The following is a 20,050-nucleotide window of genomic DNA, read 5'->3' as shown; positions in this document are numbered from 1 at the left end:
ATATGGTATACTCATTCTAAAAGTGGATAGAGAATAAGAGAAAGCCACGCACTCTTTTGTGTGGCTTTTTTGTTTTTGGAGGTGGAAAAATTGAAAATAGCCGTGATAGGCAGTGGGATAGTTGGTTCACTCATTGCGAGAGAATTTTCCAAATACGATGTGGAAGTTGAACTTTTTGAAAAATTACCGGATGTTGGATGGGGAGTAACCAAAGCGAATTCTGGCATACTTCACGCCGGTTACGACGATGAACCTGGCACAATGCGTGCAAAATACTGTGCACACGGAAATGAAATGTACGATAAACTTGCCGAAGAATTGCACTTTGAGCTCAAAAGAATTGGTTCATTGGTTGTGGCTTTTAACGACGACGATGTAAGGATATTGGAAGATCTTCTTGAAAGGGGAAAGAAAAATGGTGTTAAGAATTTAAAGATTTTATCAAGAATAGAAGCGCTGGAAGTGGAGCCTAACCTTTCGAGAGAAATAAAAGCCGCGCTTTATGCCCCCTCAGCCGGTATAATCGCACCGTGGGAAGTTGCTCAGGCGGCGGTTGAAAACGCCGTTAAAAATGGAGCCAAACTTCACCTTTCAACAGAAGTACTTAATATATTGGAAAGTGGAAGGCAGTACGTTGTCAAAACATCGAAAGGTGACTTTGTCTTTGATATCGTTGTAAATGCCGCTGGACTATGGGCTGATGAACTCGCAGAAAAAGCTGGAGTAAAGGTAACTCCCCTTCATCCTAGGCGGGGAGAATACATTCTTTTGGATCAACCCTTTTTGGTGAAAACGGTTGTCTTTCCAACACCTTCAAAAGCTGGAAAAGGAATACTTGTTCTTCCAACTGTACACAATACTTTTTTGTTAGGACCAACTTCCGAAGATCTACCTCCAAGTGAAAAGGAAAACACTTCTACAACTTCAGAAGGAATTTCTAAAATAATAGAAAGCGTAAAAAAACTTGTTCCCAGTGTAAACATCTCGAAAACGATAAGAACTTTTGCAGGTTTAAGACCTGAAAATGACATAAAAGATTTTGTTTTGAAAAGAGAAGGAAATGTTATGCACGTAGTCGCGACGCGCTCGCCAGGTTTGACATCTGCTCCAGCAATAGCTGAAGATGTGGTAAAAACCATGTTTGAGGGATTTAAGATAAGAAAAAAGGATAATTTTGATCCTTATCGTGAACCCATAAAAAAAGTTGCCGAGATGAGCGATGAGGAAAGAGAGAGACTTATAGAGATGGATCCAGCTTATGGCCGCGTTGTGTGTAGATGTAACAAAGTAACGGAAGGGGAAATAGTGGAAGCAATAAAGCATGGTGCTAGAACACTTGATGGAATAAAATTTAGAACGACGGCCATGTTTGGTCGCTGTCAGGGATCTTTTTGTACCGTTAAGATCATGAATATCATGAAAAAAGAGCTGGGCACCGATTTTGATGAAATACGTAAAAATTTGCCGAATTCAAAAGTGGTGGACGGTGATGTCAGATGAAAAAAGTCAGGTACGACGTTGTGGTGCTTGGTGGTGGGGCAGCTGGAATGGGAGCAATAAAGGGTGCCTTGTCGCAAAATGTAAAAGTGCTGCTCATTGAAAGGGAAGCTTCAACTGGTGGTGTATTGAATCAATGCATTCATAACGGATTTGGAATTCACGTTTTCAATCAAGAATTGAGTGGCCCAGAATACCATGAAATGTACCTGGAAAAATTAGGGACATTCGATGCCATGTATGAAACAACAGTCCTTAAAGTAGACGAAAAACATAACCTCTTGCACGCTATAAGTAAAAGTGGAGTTTATGAAATAGAGTATGGGGCGTTGGTACTCGCAACAGGGGCGCGTGAAAGACCGTTTGAAGCTTTGAGAATTTCCGGTACCAGGCCCGCCGGAATATTCACAGCCGGATTGGCGCAACATTTTGTGAATTTAGAGAATAAGTTACCAGGCCACAAGGCTGTTATTTTGGGATCGGGTGATATAGGCTTGATAATGGCACGCCGGCTTACGCTTGAAGGTGTGAAAGTTGAAGGCGTGTATGAAATAATGCCTTATCAGGGTGGATTAACGAGAAATATAGTTCAATGTTTGGATGATTTTAACATTCCACTTCATCTTTCAACGAGCGTGGTAAAAGTTCATGGAAGAGAAAGACTGGAAGGAGTTACAGTTGCAAAATTTGAAAATGGTCATCCTGTAGAAGGAAGCGAGAGGTTTATAGAATGTGACACGCTCGTTGCTTCCGTAGGATTGATACCGGAAAACGATCTCGTGAAAGAAATCGTCGAAATAGATTTCAGTGAAGGCGCCGTGGTAGATGATCTTATGAGAACTAATGTGCCAAATATATTTGCTGCTGGAAACAACGTTTGCATTCATGATTTAGTGGATTTCGTAACTATGGAAGGCGAAATGGCTGGAAAAAATGCGGCTCTTGTTTCAAAGGGAGAAAAGCTTCCTGAAAGGAAGGCGATTATAAAAGAGGGAAATAATGTGAGAGTTTTGAGCACCAAATACACAACAGCTAGCCAGGCTTTTAAGTTGTATTTAAGGGTTTCGAAACCGATGGGAACTACCGCACTCTACCTTAATGACGAGAGAATCAAGGTTGTTCCAGTGGCAAAGCCAAGTGAAATGATAGAGCTAACACTTGATCCTTTAAAGTACAAAATGAGAGGAAAAGTTATCCTTTCGGCGCTGGAGGTGGGAAAATGAGTGACTCCAAATTGAGCAAAAACGGAAAAAAAGATTCCAAGATTATTGAAATGACCTGCATAGTCTGTCCAATAGGATGTCACTTGAAAGTGAAAGTTGATAAAGATGGTAAGTTTTTATCCGTCACCGGTAATAGATGTCCAAGGGGTGCTGAGTACGCGAAACAAGAAGTTACAAATCCTCGTAGAGTATTACCAACGAGCGTGAAGGTAAAGAATGGGGAACTTCCTCTCGTTTCAGTAAGAACGGAAAATGCCATTCCAAAACGCTTGATATTTGAGGCTATGAAAGTTATAAAATCAATTGAAGTGGAAGCCCCTGTTAAAAGAGGACAGGTGATAGTTGAAAATCTTCTCGATACCGGTGTGAATTTAATAGCCACGAGAACGGTGAAAAAATTGACATAGCTGAATTAAAGTTTAAAATAGCCAAAAAGAATTCCAAGGTGTGTATAATAGATGATTTTTTTTAAAAATTCGTTTAAAAATATAAACTCCATGATGATGCGCTGGAAGGCACCTGGTTGTTGCCCTCCACGCGGTTGTTTGGTGTAATAAAAAGGGTAAAAGCTTAACCAGGTGTCCTTGAGAATCAAGGACACCTGGTTTTTTATACTAAATCCAATTCAAAGAAGTTCCTTACAGCTTCTTTAAATTGGGTTGAGTATACTTTGAAATATTGACGCACGTGTTGAATAAAAAACTCCCTTTTTCATAAGGGAGTTTTTGTTAGGATTGATAGGGACTCAAACCTGCGAAAACGGTTTTAACGGATACTGCCCCTAGCAGGAATCGAACCTACATTTGCGGATTAGGAATCCGCCGTTCTATCCGTTGAACTATAGGGGCGGTCTGGTAGAATTCTATCACGAAGTGGACAAAATTGTCAACATAACTCTTTATTTATATTTACAAAAACAAGTATTGTTGTATAATAGCGTGAACGATTATTTGAAAGGAGTGGCAATTGTTGTCTCTAAGATCCGAAATTTTAGATAAGCTATCAAAATCGTTTGTAAAGGTGTTCCATACGAAGCCAAACACTTTCACCGTTGAGATTCCGCCAAAAGGATTTGGTGATTATTCATCGAATATTGCGATGGTGAACGCAAAGTTGTTGAAAAAATCTCCAAGAGCCATCGCCCAAGAGCTAATAGATGATTTGAAAAACGATGAATGGTTCGAAAATATTGAAATTGCCGGACCAGGATTTGTGAATTTGAACATTTCATTTAAGATCTTCGCTAACGTTTTAAAAGAAACCGTCAATGGTTTACCTTATCCAAAGATCAGTTCAGACAGCGTACAACTTGAGTATGTGAGCGCTAATCCCACAGGGCCGTTAACCGTTGGACATGGTAGGCAGGCCATAATTGGTGATGTACTTTCACGCGTTTACAAAGCATCAGGTTACAAAGTTACAAGAGAATACTATTTTAATGATGCCGGAAAGCAGATGAAGATGCTTGGCCACTCTTTGTGGATAAGATATAGAGAACTTTACGGAAAGAAAACGGACTTTACTGAAGACGATTACAGGGGAACGTACTTAATAGAAGTTGCGAAGGAGTTCAAAGAAAAATACGGCGATGCCTACGTTGAAGAGTGGAATGAAAAAAATCAAAAGTTCTTCATAGATTTCGCCAGAGACAGGATGTTCGAATGGATAAAGAAAACCTTAAAAGAATTGGGCGTGGATTTTGACGTTTACTTTAGAGAATCCTCACTTTATGAAGATGGCACAACAGACGAAGCAATGAAAATGCTAAAGGATAAAGGCTACGTTTACGAAAAAGACGGAACAACTTGGTTTGCCGTTTCAAAGCTAATTCCCGAAGAAGACGACCGTGTGATCATACGGAAAAATGGAGAACCCACTTACTTTTTTTCAGATATTGCGTACATGCTTAACAAGTACAAGAGAGGCTTTAAGAAGGTTTACTACATTTGGGGCGCGGATCATCATGGTTACGTACCGCGTATGCGAGCTGCCTCTAAAGCTCTTGGTTTTCCAGAGGACTTTTTCAACGTTATAATTCATCAATTTGTAACTCTTAAAAGCGGCGAAGAAGTTGTGAGAATGTCAAAACGCCAGGGGGAATTCACAACTCTTGAAGATTTGACGAAAAAAGTTGGTAGGGATGTAACACGGTACTTTTTTGCCATGTTAGACCCGAATACCCATCTCGTCTTTGATATAAAATTAGCGGAATCAAAAAAAATGGACAATCCTGTTTATTACGTTCAATATGCGCACGCGAGAATATTCAGCCTAATTGAAAAGGCAAAGGAAAAAGGTATTAAGTGGGATAACGCTGCCTTTGAGAAGTTAGGTAACCCGCAAGAAAAAGAGATCGCAAGGGAGATTGCGGAATTTCCAGAAGTTATCACTTCGGTTGTGATCGAAAACAAACCTCAAAAACTTTGCAACTATGCTTACTCGCTGGCTGAAAAATTTCATTCTTACTACAATGCGAATAAAATCGTGGATGAAAATGACAAGGAATTATCGGCCAATAGGATAAAACTTTGTATGGCAGTTGGGAAAACAATAAAAGAAGTCCTTTCTTTATTGGGAATAAACGCTCCCACTTCTATGTGAGGGAAGGAGGAATCCAAATTGAAAAAGTACGTTGTATTTTTTGCTATTTTTACCGCCTTTTTTTCAATAGCCATTGCTGAATCTTTTGCTTTTATAAAGGTAGAAGGAAATTCTCATATTTCAACCGCATTTATCATGTCGAAGCTTGCTAACATAAAAGCCGGAGAGACAGTTGAAAGAGACGAATTGTACAAGGATCTTCAAAACTTGTACAATACTGGCTTTTTCTCGTATATAGAGCCAAAAGTGGTGCCCTCACCTTTAGGTGTTGGACTTGTTGTAAAAGTTGTTGAAAACCCATTTGTTAAAGGCGTGAAATTAAAATTAGACGGCCCAAAATTGGTATCCATAGAAAAGATAAAAAATGCCATAGCTGTGAAGCAAAATGAAGTTTTGAATTTGAATGATTTGAAAAAAACCTTTCAGTCGATCCTTAAACTTTACACCGACAAAGGTTATATTCCAAATATGGTAGGCGTAACCACTAACATCGTTCAAAATCAAAATTCACTCTCACTTCCAAAAAACATCTTGATCATAACCGTTAAAGAGTACGCCATTTGGAATGTGAAGCTTGAAGGGGAGTACGGAAGTTTAACTTCAGACGAAATAGTGAAGAAAACTGGCTTGTTCACAATTAAAGGCTTTGAAAGTCTTAATCCTTTGCTGAAATTTCTAAATGATTTCAAAAAAGCCTATCCAAAGGTATCTGACATTCAGTCTTTTCAAGCGAAATTAGAGGAAATGGGCTACTTTTCCGATCAAACTTCTTTGAATTTTTCACCAACAAAGGTTTCAACTTCTGTTTTCAAGTACCCAGTCATGGATCTGGTCATTCATTCGGTTTTGAAAAAGACGGTGGAATCAGGTCTTCCATATCAAAGTTATTTCATATCAGGTGTAAGCGAAGTTAACCCATTTTCTCTTGCAAAGTATGCGAATCTTTCCGCACCGGGCACAACGGATAATTTTACACAGCTTTCTCAGCTCGCAAAGATACGAGCTTTTTATAAGGAAAAAGGTTACCTTTTCACATCAGCCTATTTAACTTATCACAAATATTTCACCATTGCAAAAGGTGGAGTGCTCGAATACAGAATTCTTCAAAAACGTATAGGAAATGTGAAAATCGTTGGAAATACGAAAACGAAAACTTATCTTATAAAACGGGAAATTCAGTTGAAAAAAGGAGAACCTTTAACAAGCCAGGCTTTGATTCAAACGTACGATAATCTTAAAAATACCGGTTTTTTCAGCGATGTTTTCATTTATCCAAAGATAATATCTGAGAATGCCTCTTCTGTGAATATCGTGATAAAAGTTGTGGAAAGTGGCAAGCCGAGAAAATTCAACATAGCCCTTACCATGAAACAGGCAAAAGAAGGACAGCCTTGGTACACTGGCTTGATGGCAAGTGGGAAATTGAGCCTTTCCAATTGGGCAGGCTTGGGGCAAAGTGTGGATGTTGGATTGAATCTTGGACAAGAAACGAATGCACATTTGAATTACGGCGTCATCTTTCCATTTGATTTACCGATGAACGCAAATGCGAGTTTGTATTATAAAACTTTAAAACCCTTTAAAACGGTAAACGGAAAAAATTTGTATTACAACGAAACGAGGTACGGTATTTCAGCAAGTGTCGGTTACCAACCAAACGTTCACACTTCTTTCAACGTGGGGGGGCATTTAGAGCATTTCAGTAGAACGAAAGGGGCCACACCGGTTGATTTTGGAGCGGCATCAGGAACCAGTAGAGAACTCAGCTTTTCTTTTAACTACGCGAATGTGAACAACGTGCTTTTCCCAATGAGAGGGCTTAAGATGTCTTTAAGTACGAAAATCGCTGGTTTTGGTGGAACGGAAAAGTATCAAACGTACACGGCTATGGTAGCCGGTTACCTTCCACTTTTTAACAATTTTTCAGTTGCGGGACGTATGCTGATAGGCACTTCAAACGGAAATGATTTTCAAGTTGGAGGCCCTATGACCGTTAGGGGATGGCAACCAACAAGTGGTTCACAAGAATTGGTTACAAATCTTTCTTTCAGATACTACATTCCATCATCTAAATTGCCAATCTCTTTGAATGCTTTTTACGATTGGGGAGGCGCAAAGGACAATCTCCTTTACAACGGGAACTTAGATAGCGACTTTATGAATTCCATAGGTGTTGGCGTAGCGGTAGAAGTACCGTTTTTAGGAGTTTTAAGGGTTGATTTTCCAATGAAGGTTGAAAATGGGAAATTCGAATACAGCGGTACATCATTTGGCATTGGAGAAATGTTCTAAAAGGAAACGTGATATAATTTGTTTACAGAACACGTAAGCGTTTTGGCAAAGGAAGTGGCTGAATGGCTCGATAACCTTCAAGAGGGGGGAATATGTGTTGACTGCACTCTTGGAGGGGGTGGCCATAGCTTAGAAATTTTGAAGAGGTATCCAAAAGTTGAGATCATAGGCTTCGATCGAGACGAAATAGCTTTGGAAATCGCGAAAGAAAAGCTTAGAAATTTTAAAGATAGGGTAAGTTTTTTTCATGAAAACTTTTCGGATTTTGCTGAAATACTGTCTCATAAAGGTATATCAAAAGTTGAAGCTGTGATCGCAGATGTTGGGATGTCATCCTTCCAGCTGGATAACAAAGAGCGTGGTTTTTCCTTTGAAAAAAATGGTCCTTTGGATATGAGAATGGGACTAAACGAAAAAAGCGCTTATGAAGTGATAAACAATTACCCTGTTGAAAAGTTGGCAAACATCATATACGTGTACGGAGAAGAGAGGTTTTCAAGAAGGATAGCGAGAGTTATAGGTGAAAGACGTCCTTTAAAAACGACTTTTGAATTGAGAGATGCAATTATTTCCGCGATACCCGTGAAATTAAGAAACAAGTGGAAAAAGAACGTAATGAGGGTATTCCAAGCGATTAGAATAGAAGTCAATGGTGAACTCGATAATTTGAACAAAATGTTAGATTCTTCCAAGAAAAGGTTGAGAAGTGGTGGGAGAATAGCCGTTATTTCTTTTCACTCACTGGAAGATAGAATAGTTAAAAGGAAATTCAAAGAAGAAGAATTCATCGCACTTACAAAAAAACCAGTTCTTCCCTCTGAGGAAGAAAAGAGAATAAATCCTCGAGCAAAAAGTGCAAAATTAAGAGTGGCAGAGAGGGCCTAAAATGTCTTTAAAAGAAGCCAGCATATCAACGAAAAAAACAAGCGCGCGCCAATTGGAAAGCGTGCGAACGCGCACTCTTATCGAGAGTGTAGGATTACTGCGGGCGGTAGTAATTGGGGGAGCCCTCTTTATTTCTTTGAGTTTGCCATTGATGTTTAACATCCAAACGCGAAAGGAAACTTCTGAGATTACGAATATGCGGCTTAAGATGAATGTCGTTAAAACCAAGATCAGAACGGTAAAAGATTCAATATCTCTTTTGATGGAAACACATTTTCCAAATTCAAACCTTATTGAAATCAATGGAAAGAAATTTTACATAAGAAGCAAATGAATGAAAGAATAAAGCTTGTTCTCTTTCTTTTTCTTGTGAGCCTTTCTTTTTACGTGATTCGTGCTGTGATTATTTCTTACACTTTCAAGCCCATTCCAATTTCTCCAGCGGTAAGTTATTTTCCAGCCCCGTATGGAAAGATCGTATCTTGTGATGGAAATCCTTTGCTCTTTAGCAAATTGTCTTACGATGTGTACATGGATATCAAATATGCCAAGGTACTCTCAACCTTAAAAGGGTTGAATTATTCAGATTTAATTCAAGGAGCTTTGAATTTCTTTGGAATAAAACCGGATAAAAGGATTTTAAAGAAGGTAAAAGAAGGTATAGGTGGAATCGAAATTGGCGTGATTTCAAAGAAAAAAATGTTAGAAATTCCTCAAAAATACCGGGACTTTCTTAACATAAAAAGTGTTTACAAAGTGTCTTCACCTCCAACATCAACGAAGATACTTGTAAGAGACCTAACAAAAAAGTTCAGTTCTTTTATCGAACCAAAAAAATCTGGAAAGGTAATTTATGGAAAACTTGGACCGTATAAGCTGTATTCAAAGATTAAAAAGATAGTACCCCCGGTTGGGGGAGATACACTTTTAACCGGTATCGACGCGAGAATTCAGTTCTTTGCATACGAAGAAGCCGAGAAGGCGAAAGAAAGTGATAAGGCAAGTGGCGTTCAGATTTTGATTTCTAATCCCCAAAATGGTGAAATAATAGCCATAGCCTCTACATGGCCATGGGATGCGCCGGTTATGAACGTATTTGAACCTGGCTCAACCGTGAAACCTCTTGTTTTTTCCTATGCCCTTCAAAAAGGGATTGTAAGCACCACAACAACGTTTTCTACTCCTTTTTTCATTCCTTCACCCAAACTTCCGTTGGTGATAAAAGATGCGGAAAATCATCCCTGGCCGATAAATTTAAGGCAAGCGCTGATTTATTCATCAGACGTTGCGGAAATGAACATAGCACGCAGATACATCTCAAAGTACGGTAAAAATGCTTTCTACAATGTTTTTTTAAAATTCGGGTTCGGTTCTAAAACCGGAATCGACCTGCCAAATGAGGTAAAAGGTCTTCTTATGCCGCCAGATAAGTGGTATTCGATAGGCGGCGTGGAAATGTCAATAGGACAGGGAATAGCTGTAACGGCAATACAGCTTATGACAGCACTGAATTCGATTGTGAACGGTGGGTATCTTATAAAACCCCACGTGGTAAACGAAATTCTTTCTCCTTCTGGAACAATCGTGTACAGGTATTCCCCGGATAAAAAGAGGATTTTAGATGAAAATGTTGCGAACGTGATAAAGGATTTTATGGTAGACGTTGTGAGACAAGGAACCGGAAAACTTGCAAAAATAAATGGCGTTGTGGTAGGTGGAAAAACAGGAACGGCTCAGAAACCATTAAATGGCAAAGTTTCACTTGGAGGGCCGTATTTCTCTCTTTTCTATGGATTTTTCCCGGCTTCTCATCCGATTTACTCGATCTTGGTTGTTGTAGATCAACCATCAAATGGAAAGTATTACGGTGGTGATGTTGCCGCACCTATTTTTCATGATATAGGAAAGTACATCATCAGTTTAAGAGGATTTCCGAACCATCTTAGCTCTAAAAGAACTTTCCTTCCGACGGTTTTTCCGGATTTGAAAGGGTTGACTTTAAATGAAAGTCTTCAGCTTCTCAAAGAACTTTCCGTACCGGCAAGTGAAATAACTTTTTACGGAAATGGCATCGTAAAGGGACAATTTCCACAACCTTACACTCCACTTTTGAACGTTAAAAATGTTAAAATTTATCTAGGGCCTTCATTTTAAGTGAGGTGATTTCGTGAGCAGACTTGTATGCTACAAATTAAGAAAAAAATTTGGCAGAAGATTGGCAGTCGATGATATCTCTTTATCAATAGAAAGTGGGGAAATAATAGGCATATTGGGGCCTAACGGTGCCGGAAAAACAACTTTTTTTAACATGATATTGGGACTCGTAATTCCAGATAGCGGAAACATTTTCAAAGATTCCACAGAAATAACGCATCTTCCAGTTTACAAAAGAGCCCTTAGCGGTATAACCTATCTCGCTCAAGAGCCTTCCATATTCGCCGGTTTATCCGTTGAAGACAATTTAAAAGTGGTTCTTGAAAATTCAAGCCATTCCAAAGTTTTCATAAAAAGGAGAATAGATGAACTCCTCTCGAAATTCGGTCTTAAAGATTTGGCAAAGCAAAGAGCCGATTTGCTTTCGGGTGGAGAAAAAAGGCGTTTGGAATTGGCAAGAATGATGACGCTTTCACCAGATTTTCTCTTGTTGGATGAACCGTTTGGCGGAGTTGATCCAATAACGGTTAAAGAAATACAAAACTTCGCACGAACTTTAAAGAACAATGGTCTGGGTGTGATCATAACCGATCATTCTGTGGAAAGAATCGCTGAAGTCGTAGACGAACTTTACGTCATTCACAAAGGGAAATTGTTGGCAAAAGGAGATCCGATAGCTGTTTTAAACGATCCAGAAGTTAAGAAACATTACCTTGGTGATTGAAAATATTCTTTAATCTTCAGAGCGCTTTTTTCTCCTACGATTGATTTCAACTCATCTAACGAAGCGTTTTTTACTCTTTTAACGCTTTTAAAAGCCTTTAGAAGGGCTTTTTTCTTTTTTGGTCCAATTCCTTTTATTGAATCCAACGATGATTGTACCATCTTTTTGTCTCGTAAAAGATAATGGTAGGAAGTTGCAAAACGGTGTGATTCATCTCTGACGGCTATTAATATTTTAAGCCCTTCATCATCTAAGGCAAGGTGCAGATCTTCTCTTTCATCTGGAAAAACTATCCTTTCATCTTCTTTTGCAAGACCTACAACGTTTTTAGTAGCTTTACCGAATGTTTTCAGCGCCTGTACAACCGCGTTTACCTGCCCTTTCCCACCGTCTATGAGCAAGAGATCCGGCAGGGGATGCTTGATGTAGCGTCTTTTTACAACTTGTCGCATGGCTTCAAAATCATCTGGATAAGAAAAATTTGAGAGCCTATACTTCCTGTAAGAATTCTTTTTAGGAAGCCCATTTAAAAAACTCACTACGGATGCCACGGTCAAAGAACCAGCAGTGTGAGAAATATCTATACCTTCTATCAAAAGTGGAATTTTGTCCAAATTTAGAAGTTCTTTTAATCTTTTAAGAGCTGCAATTTTTTTGGATTTTGAATTGAGAATTTCCTTTAAGTTTTTTTCCAGAGTTGATAGAATTGCGTATTCGTACGCTTTTCTTGGCGTTCTTATTTCAGTGTTCAGCGTTTTGGACCAGCTTTTCATTCCTTTGAATTCTTGAAAAACAAGTATGGTTTTGGGAATGTTCTGTCCATTTCCCAAATAATAGTTTTCCAGAAAATCCGTGTAATTTCCTTCAAACTCATATTCCAACTTTGCGAGTAACATTCCCTTTCTAACTTTTAACAAAAGTGCCGTGCCATTTTTCACTTCAAAAGCATCAACGTCTACAGATGATGGCAAATCAACGCTTTGATTTGCGAGAAAATCATTTAACCTCTCGTAAACGCTTTTTAACGCCTGGGCAGATTCAAACAATTGCTTTTGAGCATACGATTCTATCTTTAATTTGAGCCACTTTTTTAAGAATTTAACATCACCTTTAAAAAATTTTTTGGCCATTTTTACACGCTCAGCGTATTCTTCTTTTGTAATTAAACCGGCACAAGGGGCAGAACACCTCTTTATATGATATTCAAAACACGGTTTTTTTATTCTTGAAAGATCAGCTTGACAGGTTCTGAGTTGCACTACAGGTTGTATGATATTCATGAGTTCTCTTAAAAAACTCACGCTTGTAAATGGACCAATGCTATCCTTTGATTTTTTGTGTGTGATTTTCATGTACGGAAAATCCTTGCCAGCGAATTCGATATAAGGGTACACACGTGCATCTTTCAAAAGCACGTTGTAACGGGGTTTAAAAGTGTATATCAAATTGGCTTCCGTTAAAAGTGCTTCTCTTTCGTTGTGAAGAGTTATATGCTCTATCTTATTGGCTTCTTGAACTATTCTTTTTTGTTTATCACTTGCCCTTTTGGAAAAATAGCTAAGTACACGTTTTTTTAGATTTTTTGCTTTTCCAATGTAAATCGGCGTTTCATCTTTTTTAAAGATGTAAACGCCGGGGGATTGTGAAAGCTCTCTTGCAACTTGTAAAAGTGCTGAATTGTCTTGCTTTTTATTCGTAATATCTTAGCACCTCCGCTGGTGGAAGTTTTGAAGCACGTTGAATGGGCAAAACGGTTGCAAAAATTGATATTGCGTAGAAAATCACTCCGAGCCCCAAAAGATGCATCCACGGTACAACCATATCACCCATTTTGAGAGAAGAATAAATCATAGATGAAGTTATCCATCCAGAGAAAAATCCGCTTAAAATTCCAAGAATGACGACGAAATTCGTTTCTATGAAGAAACTTGCAAACACCTTTGATCTTGTAAATCCTATGGCTTTGAGAATACCTATGGTTCTTTTTCTTTCATGTAAAGTCTTTAAAATCAATATGGCGAGTCCAACTATTCCCACGGAGAGCCCGAAATACAGGAATGAATTTATAATGTTTACAAAACTCATTATCATGTTTGCGAAAATGTCTAATATTTGTTTTGAAAAAAGCCCAATGGCAAAGCGAGTTTTTAAAAAGGCAAGGAATTTTTCAAAGTTGTTTTCCTTTTGAGTTTCTGTGTTTCCAGATAATTTCACCAATAAAAATTCGTTACCTTCAACATTCCCAAAAGCATGTTTGACGTTTTTTATACTCGTGTAAAAACCCATCGGAAAAGCCGTTAGACCTTTGTTTTCAAAATCCGCAATCACTCTGAATTTCTTTGGATTTTTTAAAGGTCCACTTAAGAGCAAATTCATTCCTTGACTTGGAGAATTTGAAAAGTTAAACGAAAAATTTCCTTCTTTGGAAATAAAGACATCTTTTCCCACAATGGCTCTCGACAATCCAAATGCCACAACGCTATCGGGATGCGTATTAAGATAATTCCAGAGAGATTTAAGATCTCTTATACCTTTAACGGCGCTCCTGATTTTAAAATGACTCCCCAAGAGCGCTTTTTCACTCAAAGCCACCATTTGGTAAAATTGCCTTTCCGCAACTTTGTTAACTTCATATCTGACCGAAAACATGGAAGCAGTAGCGTAATAACTTATGTATTTCATGTTTTTAAGCTGCTTGGGATTTATTTTTACACTTTTTCCAGAGAGGGGTAATCCCACAGCGTCGTAACCTTGAAAAATGGTTTCTCGCCCATTTTTTACTTGAACGACTTGAGAGTATGGAACTATTGTCATCAAAGATATCACGAATATAACTATCGCGTACATCGCTATGGTCATTCCGGTTTTTCTTTTGTTTTGAGCCGTTTCTGCCATTGCCAGTTTAAAAGATGCCCTTAGTTGTTTGGTGGAGAGCTTGGAAAACAATTTATCAAATATTTCTATATCGTAGGCAAGAATAAAGAGGGCAGCGATAAGAATCGAAAAGCTCTTCAAACCTAGAAACCACATTGAATTGGAACTTGCACTTTCAACGTAGGGAATGTTATTTGAAAAAAATGCAAAAATTACAACAAATAAGGCCGAAAAATTCCCGATGTATCTTTTAAGGCGCCCCTTTTTGAAGAAAGAAGGAAAGAACAATACCGCTGAGACCACACCTGTATAAAAGATAAAGGCATCGGCGGACATGTTGCCAAAAATGCCAAGAAGTACTGAAATTGAAAAAACCGTTATAAGTGCCCACAGATTTCTTTTTCTATTTCCAAACGTGTTATCTGGTATATTCCTAATGGCTTTCACAATGTTAAGTCTTCCTATCTTTACTGCCATGAAAAGCAAAACAAAAAGGGGTATCATTATGCCGAACGTAAAACCGTAAACAAGCGAGGAAAAGTTAAAATGCAAAACGAAGGGAGACGTTTGCATGCTGAAAAGATCGCTTAACTCTTTGCTTGTGCTGGAAAAGAAGCCTGAAAATTCGTTGATCATAAACCAAGCCACTAAAATTCCCACGACAGTTCCAACGGCGGAAGCTATTAAAGAGTATATAAACCCTTCGAAGTAGAGAATAAAGCCTATCTTTTTTCTAGAAAAGCCAATGGCCCTCAAAGTACCAAGACTGCTCTTTCTCTCATCCGCTAGCATAGTGTAAATATTAACGATCAAAAGCGTTCCAGCCGCTATGGCAAAGCTACTTAAAAGAATAAATAATTTTCCTATCTGTTGACTTTTGACACTCTTTATTTGCTGTTCTTTTACATTTTCTATCTTTACCCCGTTTCCAACCGCTTCTTTTATCGTTTTATCAACTTCTTCAGTGTACTTAACACCTTCGAGATAATTTCCTTTGTTTGAGATTAGGAGCTGATCGTAAGCACCAATGCCGAAGAAACGTTTCATTTGAGAAGGAGTTATGAAAATTGGTAACGTAAAACCATTTGTTCCTTGATATCCAAGGATACCGTCTTTTGGAACAATGGCTACAATTTTAAATGATGGTGGAACACCAAAAAGAAGTTGAATTGGATTTGAAAGTGCTTGAATGGTGTCTCCAACTTTGAGTTTCAAATAATCAGCCAATGCTTTTCCAATTACAATTTCATTGCCAGAAAGCTTTAGATTTGGAAATAATTTTCCGTTCCCGAATTTTTTGATCTGTGATGGTTCAACTGCTATAAAAGAAACGGTTGTTATCGCACGTGGATCGAGAGAACGCATCTTTCCATTTTTCGATGCGATCGTTTTTTTCACTGATATTGGCAAAACACCATCCACGTAAGGAGATGAATGAAGAGAATTTATCAACTTATTCAAGGTTTTGCCATCAAAATAAGCTGTTTTTGGTTTTACTATTTCATCAACACTTCCTAAAGTCTGCCTTATGTTAGAAAACATGAAGTATTGGAAAGAATCGTTTATCACAAAAGAACCCACTATAAAAGCTGTACCAGTCAAAGAGCCTGCAACGATGAGTAGCATCGACATTTTTCTACGAAAAGCGTTTCTCATGCTTATTTTAGATAAAGTTAAGTATTTGTAAGCGTAAATGAGAGTTAAAATTATTACAGCCAAAACAAAAAAGATCGATGCAATGTAAAACAAAACTCACACCTCCAACGAATTCTTGCTATGTTTTCATTTTGAATTTCTTTGAAAAAGCGTCTATTATACTTTTGGCCGTAGGCGTGGCGGCCACTCCACCCTTTCCGGTTTCGCGCAAAGATTCTGGTAACATCCTTCCAACTTTGTCCATGGCCTCAATTACTTCATCCAGCGGAACAACACTTTGAACGCCGGCCATTGCCATGTCGGCAAAGAGCAAAGCCAACGCGGACCCAGCCGCATTTCTCTTCACACAGGGAACTTCCACAAAACCTCCAACCGGATCGCAAACAAGCCCCATCAAAGATTTCAAAGAAAGGGCAGCCGCATCCGAAACCTGTTTTGGGCTTCCGCCCATAGCGTGAACCGCTGCTCCGGCGGCCATTGCGGTTCCACTTCCAATTTCAGCTTGACACCCATGTTGAGCCCCAGAGAGTGAAGCGTGAATTGAGATGATCTTTCCGATCGCTCCCGCTACGACAAGAGCAGAAATCAATTTTTCCTCCTCTACACCGTATTTTTTCAAAGTAAGCAAAACTCCTGGAACGACCCCGCTGGCGCCTCCAGTTGGGCACGCAACTATTTTTTTCATAGACGCGTTACTTTCTGCAATTGTTACGGCTATTGTCGCAGCTTGAAAAACTTTTTCGCCACTAAAAGCAAATGGAATGTATTCCATCATTTTTTTAGCGTTGTCTCCTGTTAAGCCCACAAGAGTTTTGAGTGTTTTTCCCTTGTTCTTCTCATAACTTTCTTCCATGACTTTAAAAAGAAATTTCGTTTTGCTCAGCACTTTTTCAGGAGAAAGTCCCGTGTCTAACATTTCCCAATGCAGTACAACTTTGTCAAGAGGTTCACCAGTTTTTTCACATATTTCTATCAGTTCTTTAAATCTGTTTACATTCATCTTTTTTATTCCTCCACAATTGCGTTAACGTATAGGGCAGAGTTAACAACGTCCATATTTCTTATCCTTTCCAAAATTTCTTTTGAAATGGTGTTGTCAAGTTCTATCATTGCACTGGCCTTATGAAGATATTTGCTTTCCCTTTTTAATTGCATGGTCGCTATATTCACACCGTAAAACGAAAGAACGTTTATTATTGACTCTAAAGCTCCCGGCACATCTTGATTTTCAACTATCAAAGTTGGATATTCACCGTCCAAATCACATTCTATGGAATCTATTGAGATTATCTTTATCCTCCCCGCGCCAATAGACGAACCTATTATTTCATGACGGATGCCACTTTTCTCAGTCACAATTTTGACGGTATTTGGATGAACGTTTCCCAGATCTACAGCTTTATATTCGTATTTCAAACCGATTTTTTTCGCCACTTCATTGGCTTGGGCAACTTGAGGATCATCCGTTTTCAAACCACAGATTCCTCCCAATAAAGCAAGCCACGTGCCATGTCCTATGTAAGTATCTTGAAATGAACCATGTAGATAAAATACAACTTCATTTGGAACACCATCATTTAGGTTGTAAGCAAATTTTGAAATTCTCATTGCTCCCAACGTGTGAGAACTTGACGGCCCTATCATAGCTGGACCTATTATTTCCAATATTGACGGCACTTTATCATCTCCAAAGTCTTGTTTTCATATTATACCTTTTTTGCTTTGAAAAATTGACAATTTAAATTAACGGTTTATGTTTATTAAGAGATTTTCACTGTAAGTCGAAGTAAACACTCATAGATGAATATATGAGCATACTTCCTATTTCAGATTGAAAGATTGAAAAAGGAGCAAATCCGTTTTAGCAGGATTTCAAGAAATACTTTCATTACTATTTTTCAAAAGAGACGGGTTAGATCTTCAAATGTTTCTCTCCTTCGTATAAGTCTGAACTTTTTGCCATCAAAAGCCACTTCCGCCGGCCTTAGAGCAAGATTGTAATTTGAAGACATAGAGTATCCATATGCCCCGACGTCATGTACGATACCTATATCCCCCACTTTTGGCTGGGAAACCTTCCTCTTCTTCGCAAGGGTATCGCCTGTTTCACACACACGCCCAACGATATCAGCCGTGATCTTTTCACCATTCGACAAAAATTCAACATGGTGATAGGCTTCATATAAAGATGGCCTTAAAAGATCCGCCATTGATGTGTCTAAAACTATGAAATTTTTGAAAGCGGTCTTTTTAACTTCCGTAACCTGCGCGATCAAAAATCCAGCCGGTGCTATGATATATCTTCCAAGTTCAAAGTAGATAGGCAAATCAAATGATTTTAAAAGTGGAACGACCTCCTGCTTGTATTTTCCCAGATCCATTTCGTTTCCGTTTTTAAGGTAATCTATTCCCCATCCTCCACCGATGTTGATGAAATCCAATTTCAAATTCTGTTCCGTCACGAATTTTTTCAAAGATTCTATCGCTTCAACGAAGGGAAAAACATCCGTGATTTGAGAACCTATATGGCAATGAAGGCCAACTAATCTTAAATTCGACGGGAAAGAGTGAACGACGTCCTTTGCATCTTCTAAACTGATACCAAATTTGTTTTCTTTAAGCCCAGTTGAAATGTGGGGGTGCGTTTTTGCGTCAACATTTGGATTTATTCTTAAAGCTACCCTCAGAGAAACATCCTTTGGAATCTTTTCAATTTCTTCCTTTGAGTCAACATTTACACACGCTACATCTTCTTTTGAATAGTAGATCAATTCTTCTGTTTTCTTTCCATTTCCATTAACTATTATTTCGTTGGGTTTGAAGCCGGCGTACTTTGCCATTTTGTATTCATTTAGCGAGACTATGTCAGCACCAAGGTGCATCTTTTTTATGAACTTGAGAATGTGAACATTTGAATTTGATTTAAGCGCAAAAAACACTTTATGATCCACGTCTTTCAAAGTATCTTCAATCTTATTGATCCTTTCCTCAACAACTCTCAAATCGTAAAGATAAAGAGGCGTACCGAATTTTTTAGCCGCCTTCAGGAACAATTCGTTATATTTCATTTATTTGCCTTCTTTCTTCATTAAAATTCGAGAAAAGAGCCCTCATTTTTTACACGGGGCTCTTGGTTAAGGTGATACGGCCTTTAAAATAGCTTTCCAGGATTCATGATCCCGTTTGGATCAAATAGGGATTTTAGCCCTTTCATTATTTCATACTGCTTTGTCTTCGTTTTTTTGAGAAGCTCCTTTTTCAAAAATCCTATTCCGTGTTCACCACTAACCGCTCCGCCGAGTTTTGCGGCTTCCATGGCGATCTTGGATAAGATCTCTTCTGAAAGCGCTTTCCATTCGTTCAGTTCCATTTCTTTTGGCTTCATGGGAGCGGGGTGAAGGTTTCCATCTGCCGCGTGACCGGCCACAGGTATTTGCACTTTGTATTCCTTGGATATTTTTGAAATGTAATCCATTATCTTTGGAATCTCAGAAGTCGGTAACACAACGTCTCCAGTTGGTGTGTGGGGCTCAAAGGCCTTTATTCCTTCAAGCCAATTCCTTCTCATTCTCCATATCTTTTCCGAATTTGTTCTGTTGTCTGCGATAAATACACCCATTGCCCCTCCTTCTATGAGAGCTTTTCCCGCCTTCTCGTAAACGCTTTCAAGTTCTTCCTTGTCGGGACCTTCGTATTGGATTATCAGATAAGAACCGGCTTTTTCTTGAAAAGGAAGCGTGATGTTGTTGTATTTTGAACCCAAAACCACCGACGTGTCATCTATGAATTCAACCGCACTTGGTAACATTCTGCTTTCTGTTATCAGAGGACCAACGTTTGAAATTGCTGTGTAAATGTCTTTAAAAGGGGCCAACAAGTCCACCGTTTTTCCTGGAAGCGGTATAAGATTGAGGAATATCTTGGTGAAGATGCCGAGAGTTCCTTCCGAACCAACAAGAAGCCTTGTTATGTCGTAACCACTTGAATCTTTTCTTCGTTTCCCACCAAATTGCACGATCTCTCCATTGGGCAGAACGGCCTCAATTCCAAGAACATGGCGTGCGGTGTTCCCGTACTTTATAACTTTGCTACCGCCCGCATTTGTGGCAACGTTTCCTCCAACAAAACTCGTTTCCACACTCAT

The 20,050-nt window shown here is 38.8% G+C and carries 15 protein-coding genes and 1 tRNA gene; 9 read left to right on the top strand and 7 right to left on the bottom strand.

From position 1 onward, the window contains the following. Nucleotides 1-90 precede the first annotated feature (90 nt). Genes ACXJIN_RS00465 through ACXJIN_RS00455 form a run of 3 tightly spaced genes read left to right on the top strand, consistent with a single transcriptional unit; the run spans nt 91 to nt 3,127 of the window. The gene (locus tag ACXJIN_RS00465; RefSeq protein WP_456398562.1) at nt 91-1,500 is read left to right on the top strand and encodes an NAD(P)/FAD-dependent oxidoreductase; all 1,410 of its coding nucleotides are present in this window, start codon (nt 91-93) and stop codon (nt 1,498-1,500) included. Next, nucleotides 1,497-2,720, top strand: a complete 1,224-nt coding sequence (locus ACXJIN_RS00460) for an NAD(P)/FAD-dependent oxidoreductase (RefSeq protein WP_456398560.1) — start codon at nt 1,497-1,499, stop codon at nt 2,718-2,720. The genes ACXJIN_RS00465 and ACXJIN_RS00460 overlap by 4 nt, the downstream gene beginning before the upstream one ends. Then, nucleotides 2,717-3,127: a DUF1667 domain-containing protein gene (locus ACXJIN_RS00455; protein WP_456398559.1), complete on the top strand. Its 411-nt coding sequence runs from the start codon at nt 2,717-2,719 to the stop codon at nt 3,125-3,127. The genes ACXJIN_RS00460 and ACXJIN_RS00455 overlap by 4 nt, the downstream gene beginning before the upstream one ends. A 369-nt stretch (nt 3,128-3,496) precedes the next feature. On the opposite strand, the gene ACXJIN_RS00450 is transcribed toward ACXJIN_RS00455, so the two are convergent. Continuing rightward, nucleotides 3,497-3,568: transfer RNA gene (locus ACXJIN_RS00450), tRNA-Arg, on the bottom strand. 121 nt (nt 3,569-3,689) lie between these two features. Between ACXJIN_RS00450 and argS the strand changes: the two genes are divergently transcribed. From argS to lptB, 6 genes are read left to right on the top strand one after another with little or no spacing between them, the layout of a single operon-like run. Continuing rightward, nucleotides 3,690-5,321: an arginine--tRNA ligase gene (gene argS / locus ACXJIN_RS00445; RefSeq protein WP_456398558.1), complete on the top strand. Its 1,632-nt coding sequence runs from the start codon at nt 3,690-3,692 to the stop codon at nt 5,319-5,321. A gap of 18 nt (nt 5,322-5,339) precedes the next feature. Then, nucleotides 5,340-7,613: a BamA/OMP85 family outer membrane protein gene (locus tag ACXJIN_RS00440; RefSeq protein WP_456398556.1), complete on the top strand. Its 2,274-nt coding sequence runs from the start codon at nt 5,340-5,342 to the stop codon at nt 7,611-7,613. Nucleotides 7,614-7,631: 18 nt separating this feature from the next. After that, a complete protein-coding gene (gene rsmH / locus ACXJIN_RS00435) occupies nt 7,632-8,498 on the top strand; it encodes a 16S rRNA (cytosine(1402)-N(4))-methyltransferase RsmH (RefSeq protein WP_456398555.1) in 867 nt (288 codons plus the stop codon). A 1-nt stretch (nt 8,499) separates the two neighbouring features. Further along, nucleotides 8,500-8,832, top strand: a complete 333-nt coding sequence (locus ACXJIN_RS00430; protein ID WP_456398553.1) for a hypothetical protein — start codon at nt 8,500-8,502, stop codon at nt 8,830-8,832. Next, nucleotides 8,829-10,652 carry a penicillin-binding transpeptidase domain-containing protein gene (locus ACXJIN_RS00425; protein WP_456398551.1) on the top strand — a complete coding sequence of 608 codons (1,824 nt, stop codon included), beginning with the start codon at nt 8,829-8,831 and terminating at the stop codon, nt 10,650-10,652. Before ACXJIN_RS00430 ends, ACXJIN_RS00425 begins: the two co-directional genes overlap by 4 nt. 13 nt (nt 10,653-10,665) lie before the next feature. Beyond that, entirely contained in the window at nt 10,666-11,376 is a 711-nt protein-coding gene (gene lptB, locus ACXJIN_RS00420) for an LPS export ABC transporter ATP-binding protein (protein WP_456398549.1), read from the top strand. Here lptB and uvrC read toward each other — a convergent pair. The 6 genes from uvrC to ACXJIN_RS00390 form a co-directional block, all read right to left on the bottom strand. Beyond that, nucleotides 11,361-13,076 carry an excinuclease ABC subunit UvrC gene (uvrC, locus tag ACXJIN_RS00415; RefSeq protein ID WP_456398659.1) on the bottom strand — a complete coding sequence of 572 codons (1,716 nt, stop codon included), beginning with the start codon at nt 13,074-13,076 and terminating at the stop codon, nt 11,361-11,363. The two genes, lptB and uvrC, sit on opposite strands and share 16 nt — an antisense overlap. Next, the gene (locus ACXJIN_RS00410) at nt 13,066-15,999 is read right to left on the bottom strand and encodes an ABC transporter permease (protein WP_456398547.1); all 2,934 of its coding nucleotides are present in this window, start codon (nt 15,997-15,999) and stop codon (nt 13,066-13,068) included. Before ACXJIN_RS00410 ends, uvrC begins: the two co-directional genes overlap by 11 nt. A gap of 25 nt (nt 16,000-16,024) precedes the next feature. Continuing rightward, complete coding sequence (gene sdaAA / locus ACXJIN_RS00405) at nt 16,025-16,906, bottom strand: L-serine ammonia-lyase, iron-sulfur-dependent, subunit alpha (RefSeq protein ID WP_456398545.1); 882 nt, start codon at nt 16,904-16,906, stop codon at nt 16,025-16,027. 5 nt (nt 16,907-16,911) lie between these two features. Further along, complete coding sequence (gene sdaAB / locus ACXJIN_RS00400; RefSeq protein WP_456398543.1) at nt 16,912-17,583, bottom strand: L-serine ammonia-lyase, iron-sulfur-dependent subunit beta; 672 nt, start codon at nt 17,581-17,583, stop codon at nt 16,912-16,914. Between the two features lie 221 nt (nt 17,584-17,804). Then, nucleotides 17,805-18,974, bottom strand: coding sequence for a diaminopimelate decarboxylase (gene lysA, locus ACXJIN_RS00395; protein WP_456398541.1), 1,170 nt, complete (start codon nt 18,972-18,974; stop codon nt 17,805-17,807). Nucleotides 18,975-19,057: 83 nt separating this feature from the next. Further along, the coding region (locus ACXJIN_RS00390) for an FAD-binding oxidoreductase (RefSeq protein WP_456398540.1) at nt 19,058-20,050 on the bottom strand (993 nt) is incomplete at its 5' end.

This window comes from Mesoaciditoga sp., from assembly GCF_054006115.1.
The sequence above is the reverse complement of the archived record's forward strand: the minus strand, read 5'-3'. Positions and strand labels throughout refer to the sequence as shown.

Coding starts and splice junctions, on each gene's coding strand:
- ACXJIN_RS00460 (WP_456398560.1), top strand. CDS start 1,497: ATGAAAAAAGTCAGGTACGACGTTGTGGTGCTTGGTGGTGGGGCAGCT.
- ACXJIN_RS00455 (WP_456398559.1), top strand. CDS start 2,717: ATGAGTGACTCCAAATTGAGCAAAAACGGAAAAAAAGATTCCAAGATT.
- ACXJIN_RS00430 (WP_456398553.1), top strand. CDS start 8,500: ATGTCTTTAAAAGAAGCCAGCATATCAACGAAAAAAACAAGCGCGCGC.
- ACXJIN_RS00425 (WP_456398551.1), top strand. CDS start 8,829: ATGAATGAAAGAATAAAGCTTGTTCTCTTTCTTTTTCTTGTGAGCCTT.
- sdaAA (WP_456398545.1), bottom strand. CDS start 16,906: ATGAATGTAAACAGATTTAAAGAACTGATAGAAATATGTGAAAAAACT.
- lysA (WP_456398541.1), bottom strand. CDS start 18,974: ATGAAATATAACGAATTGTTCCTGAAGGCGGCTAAAAAATTCGGTACG.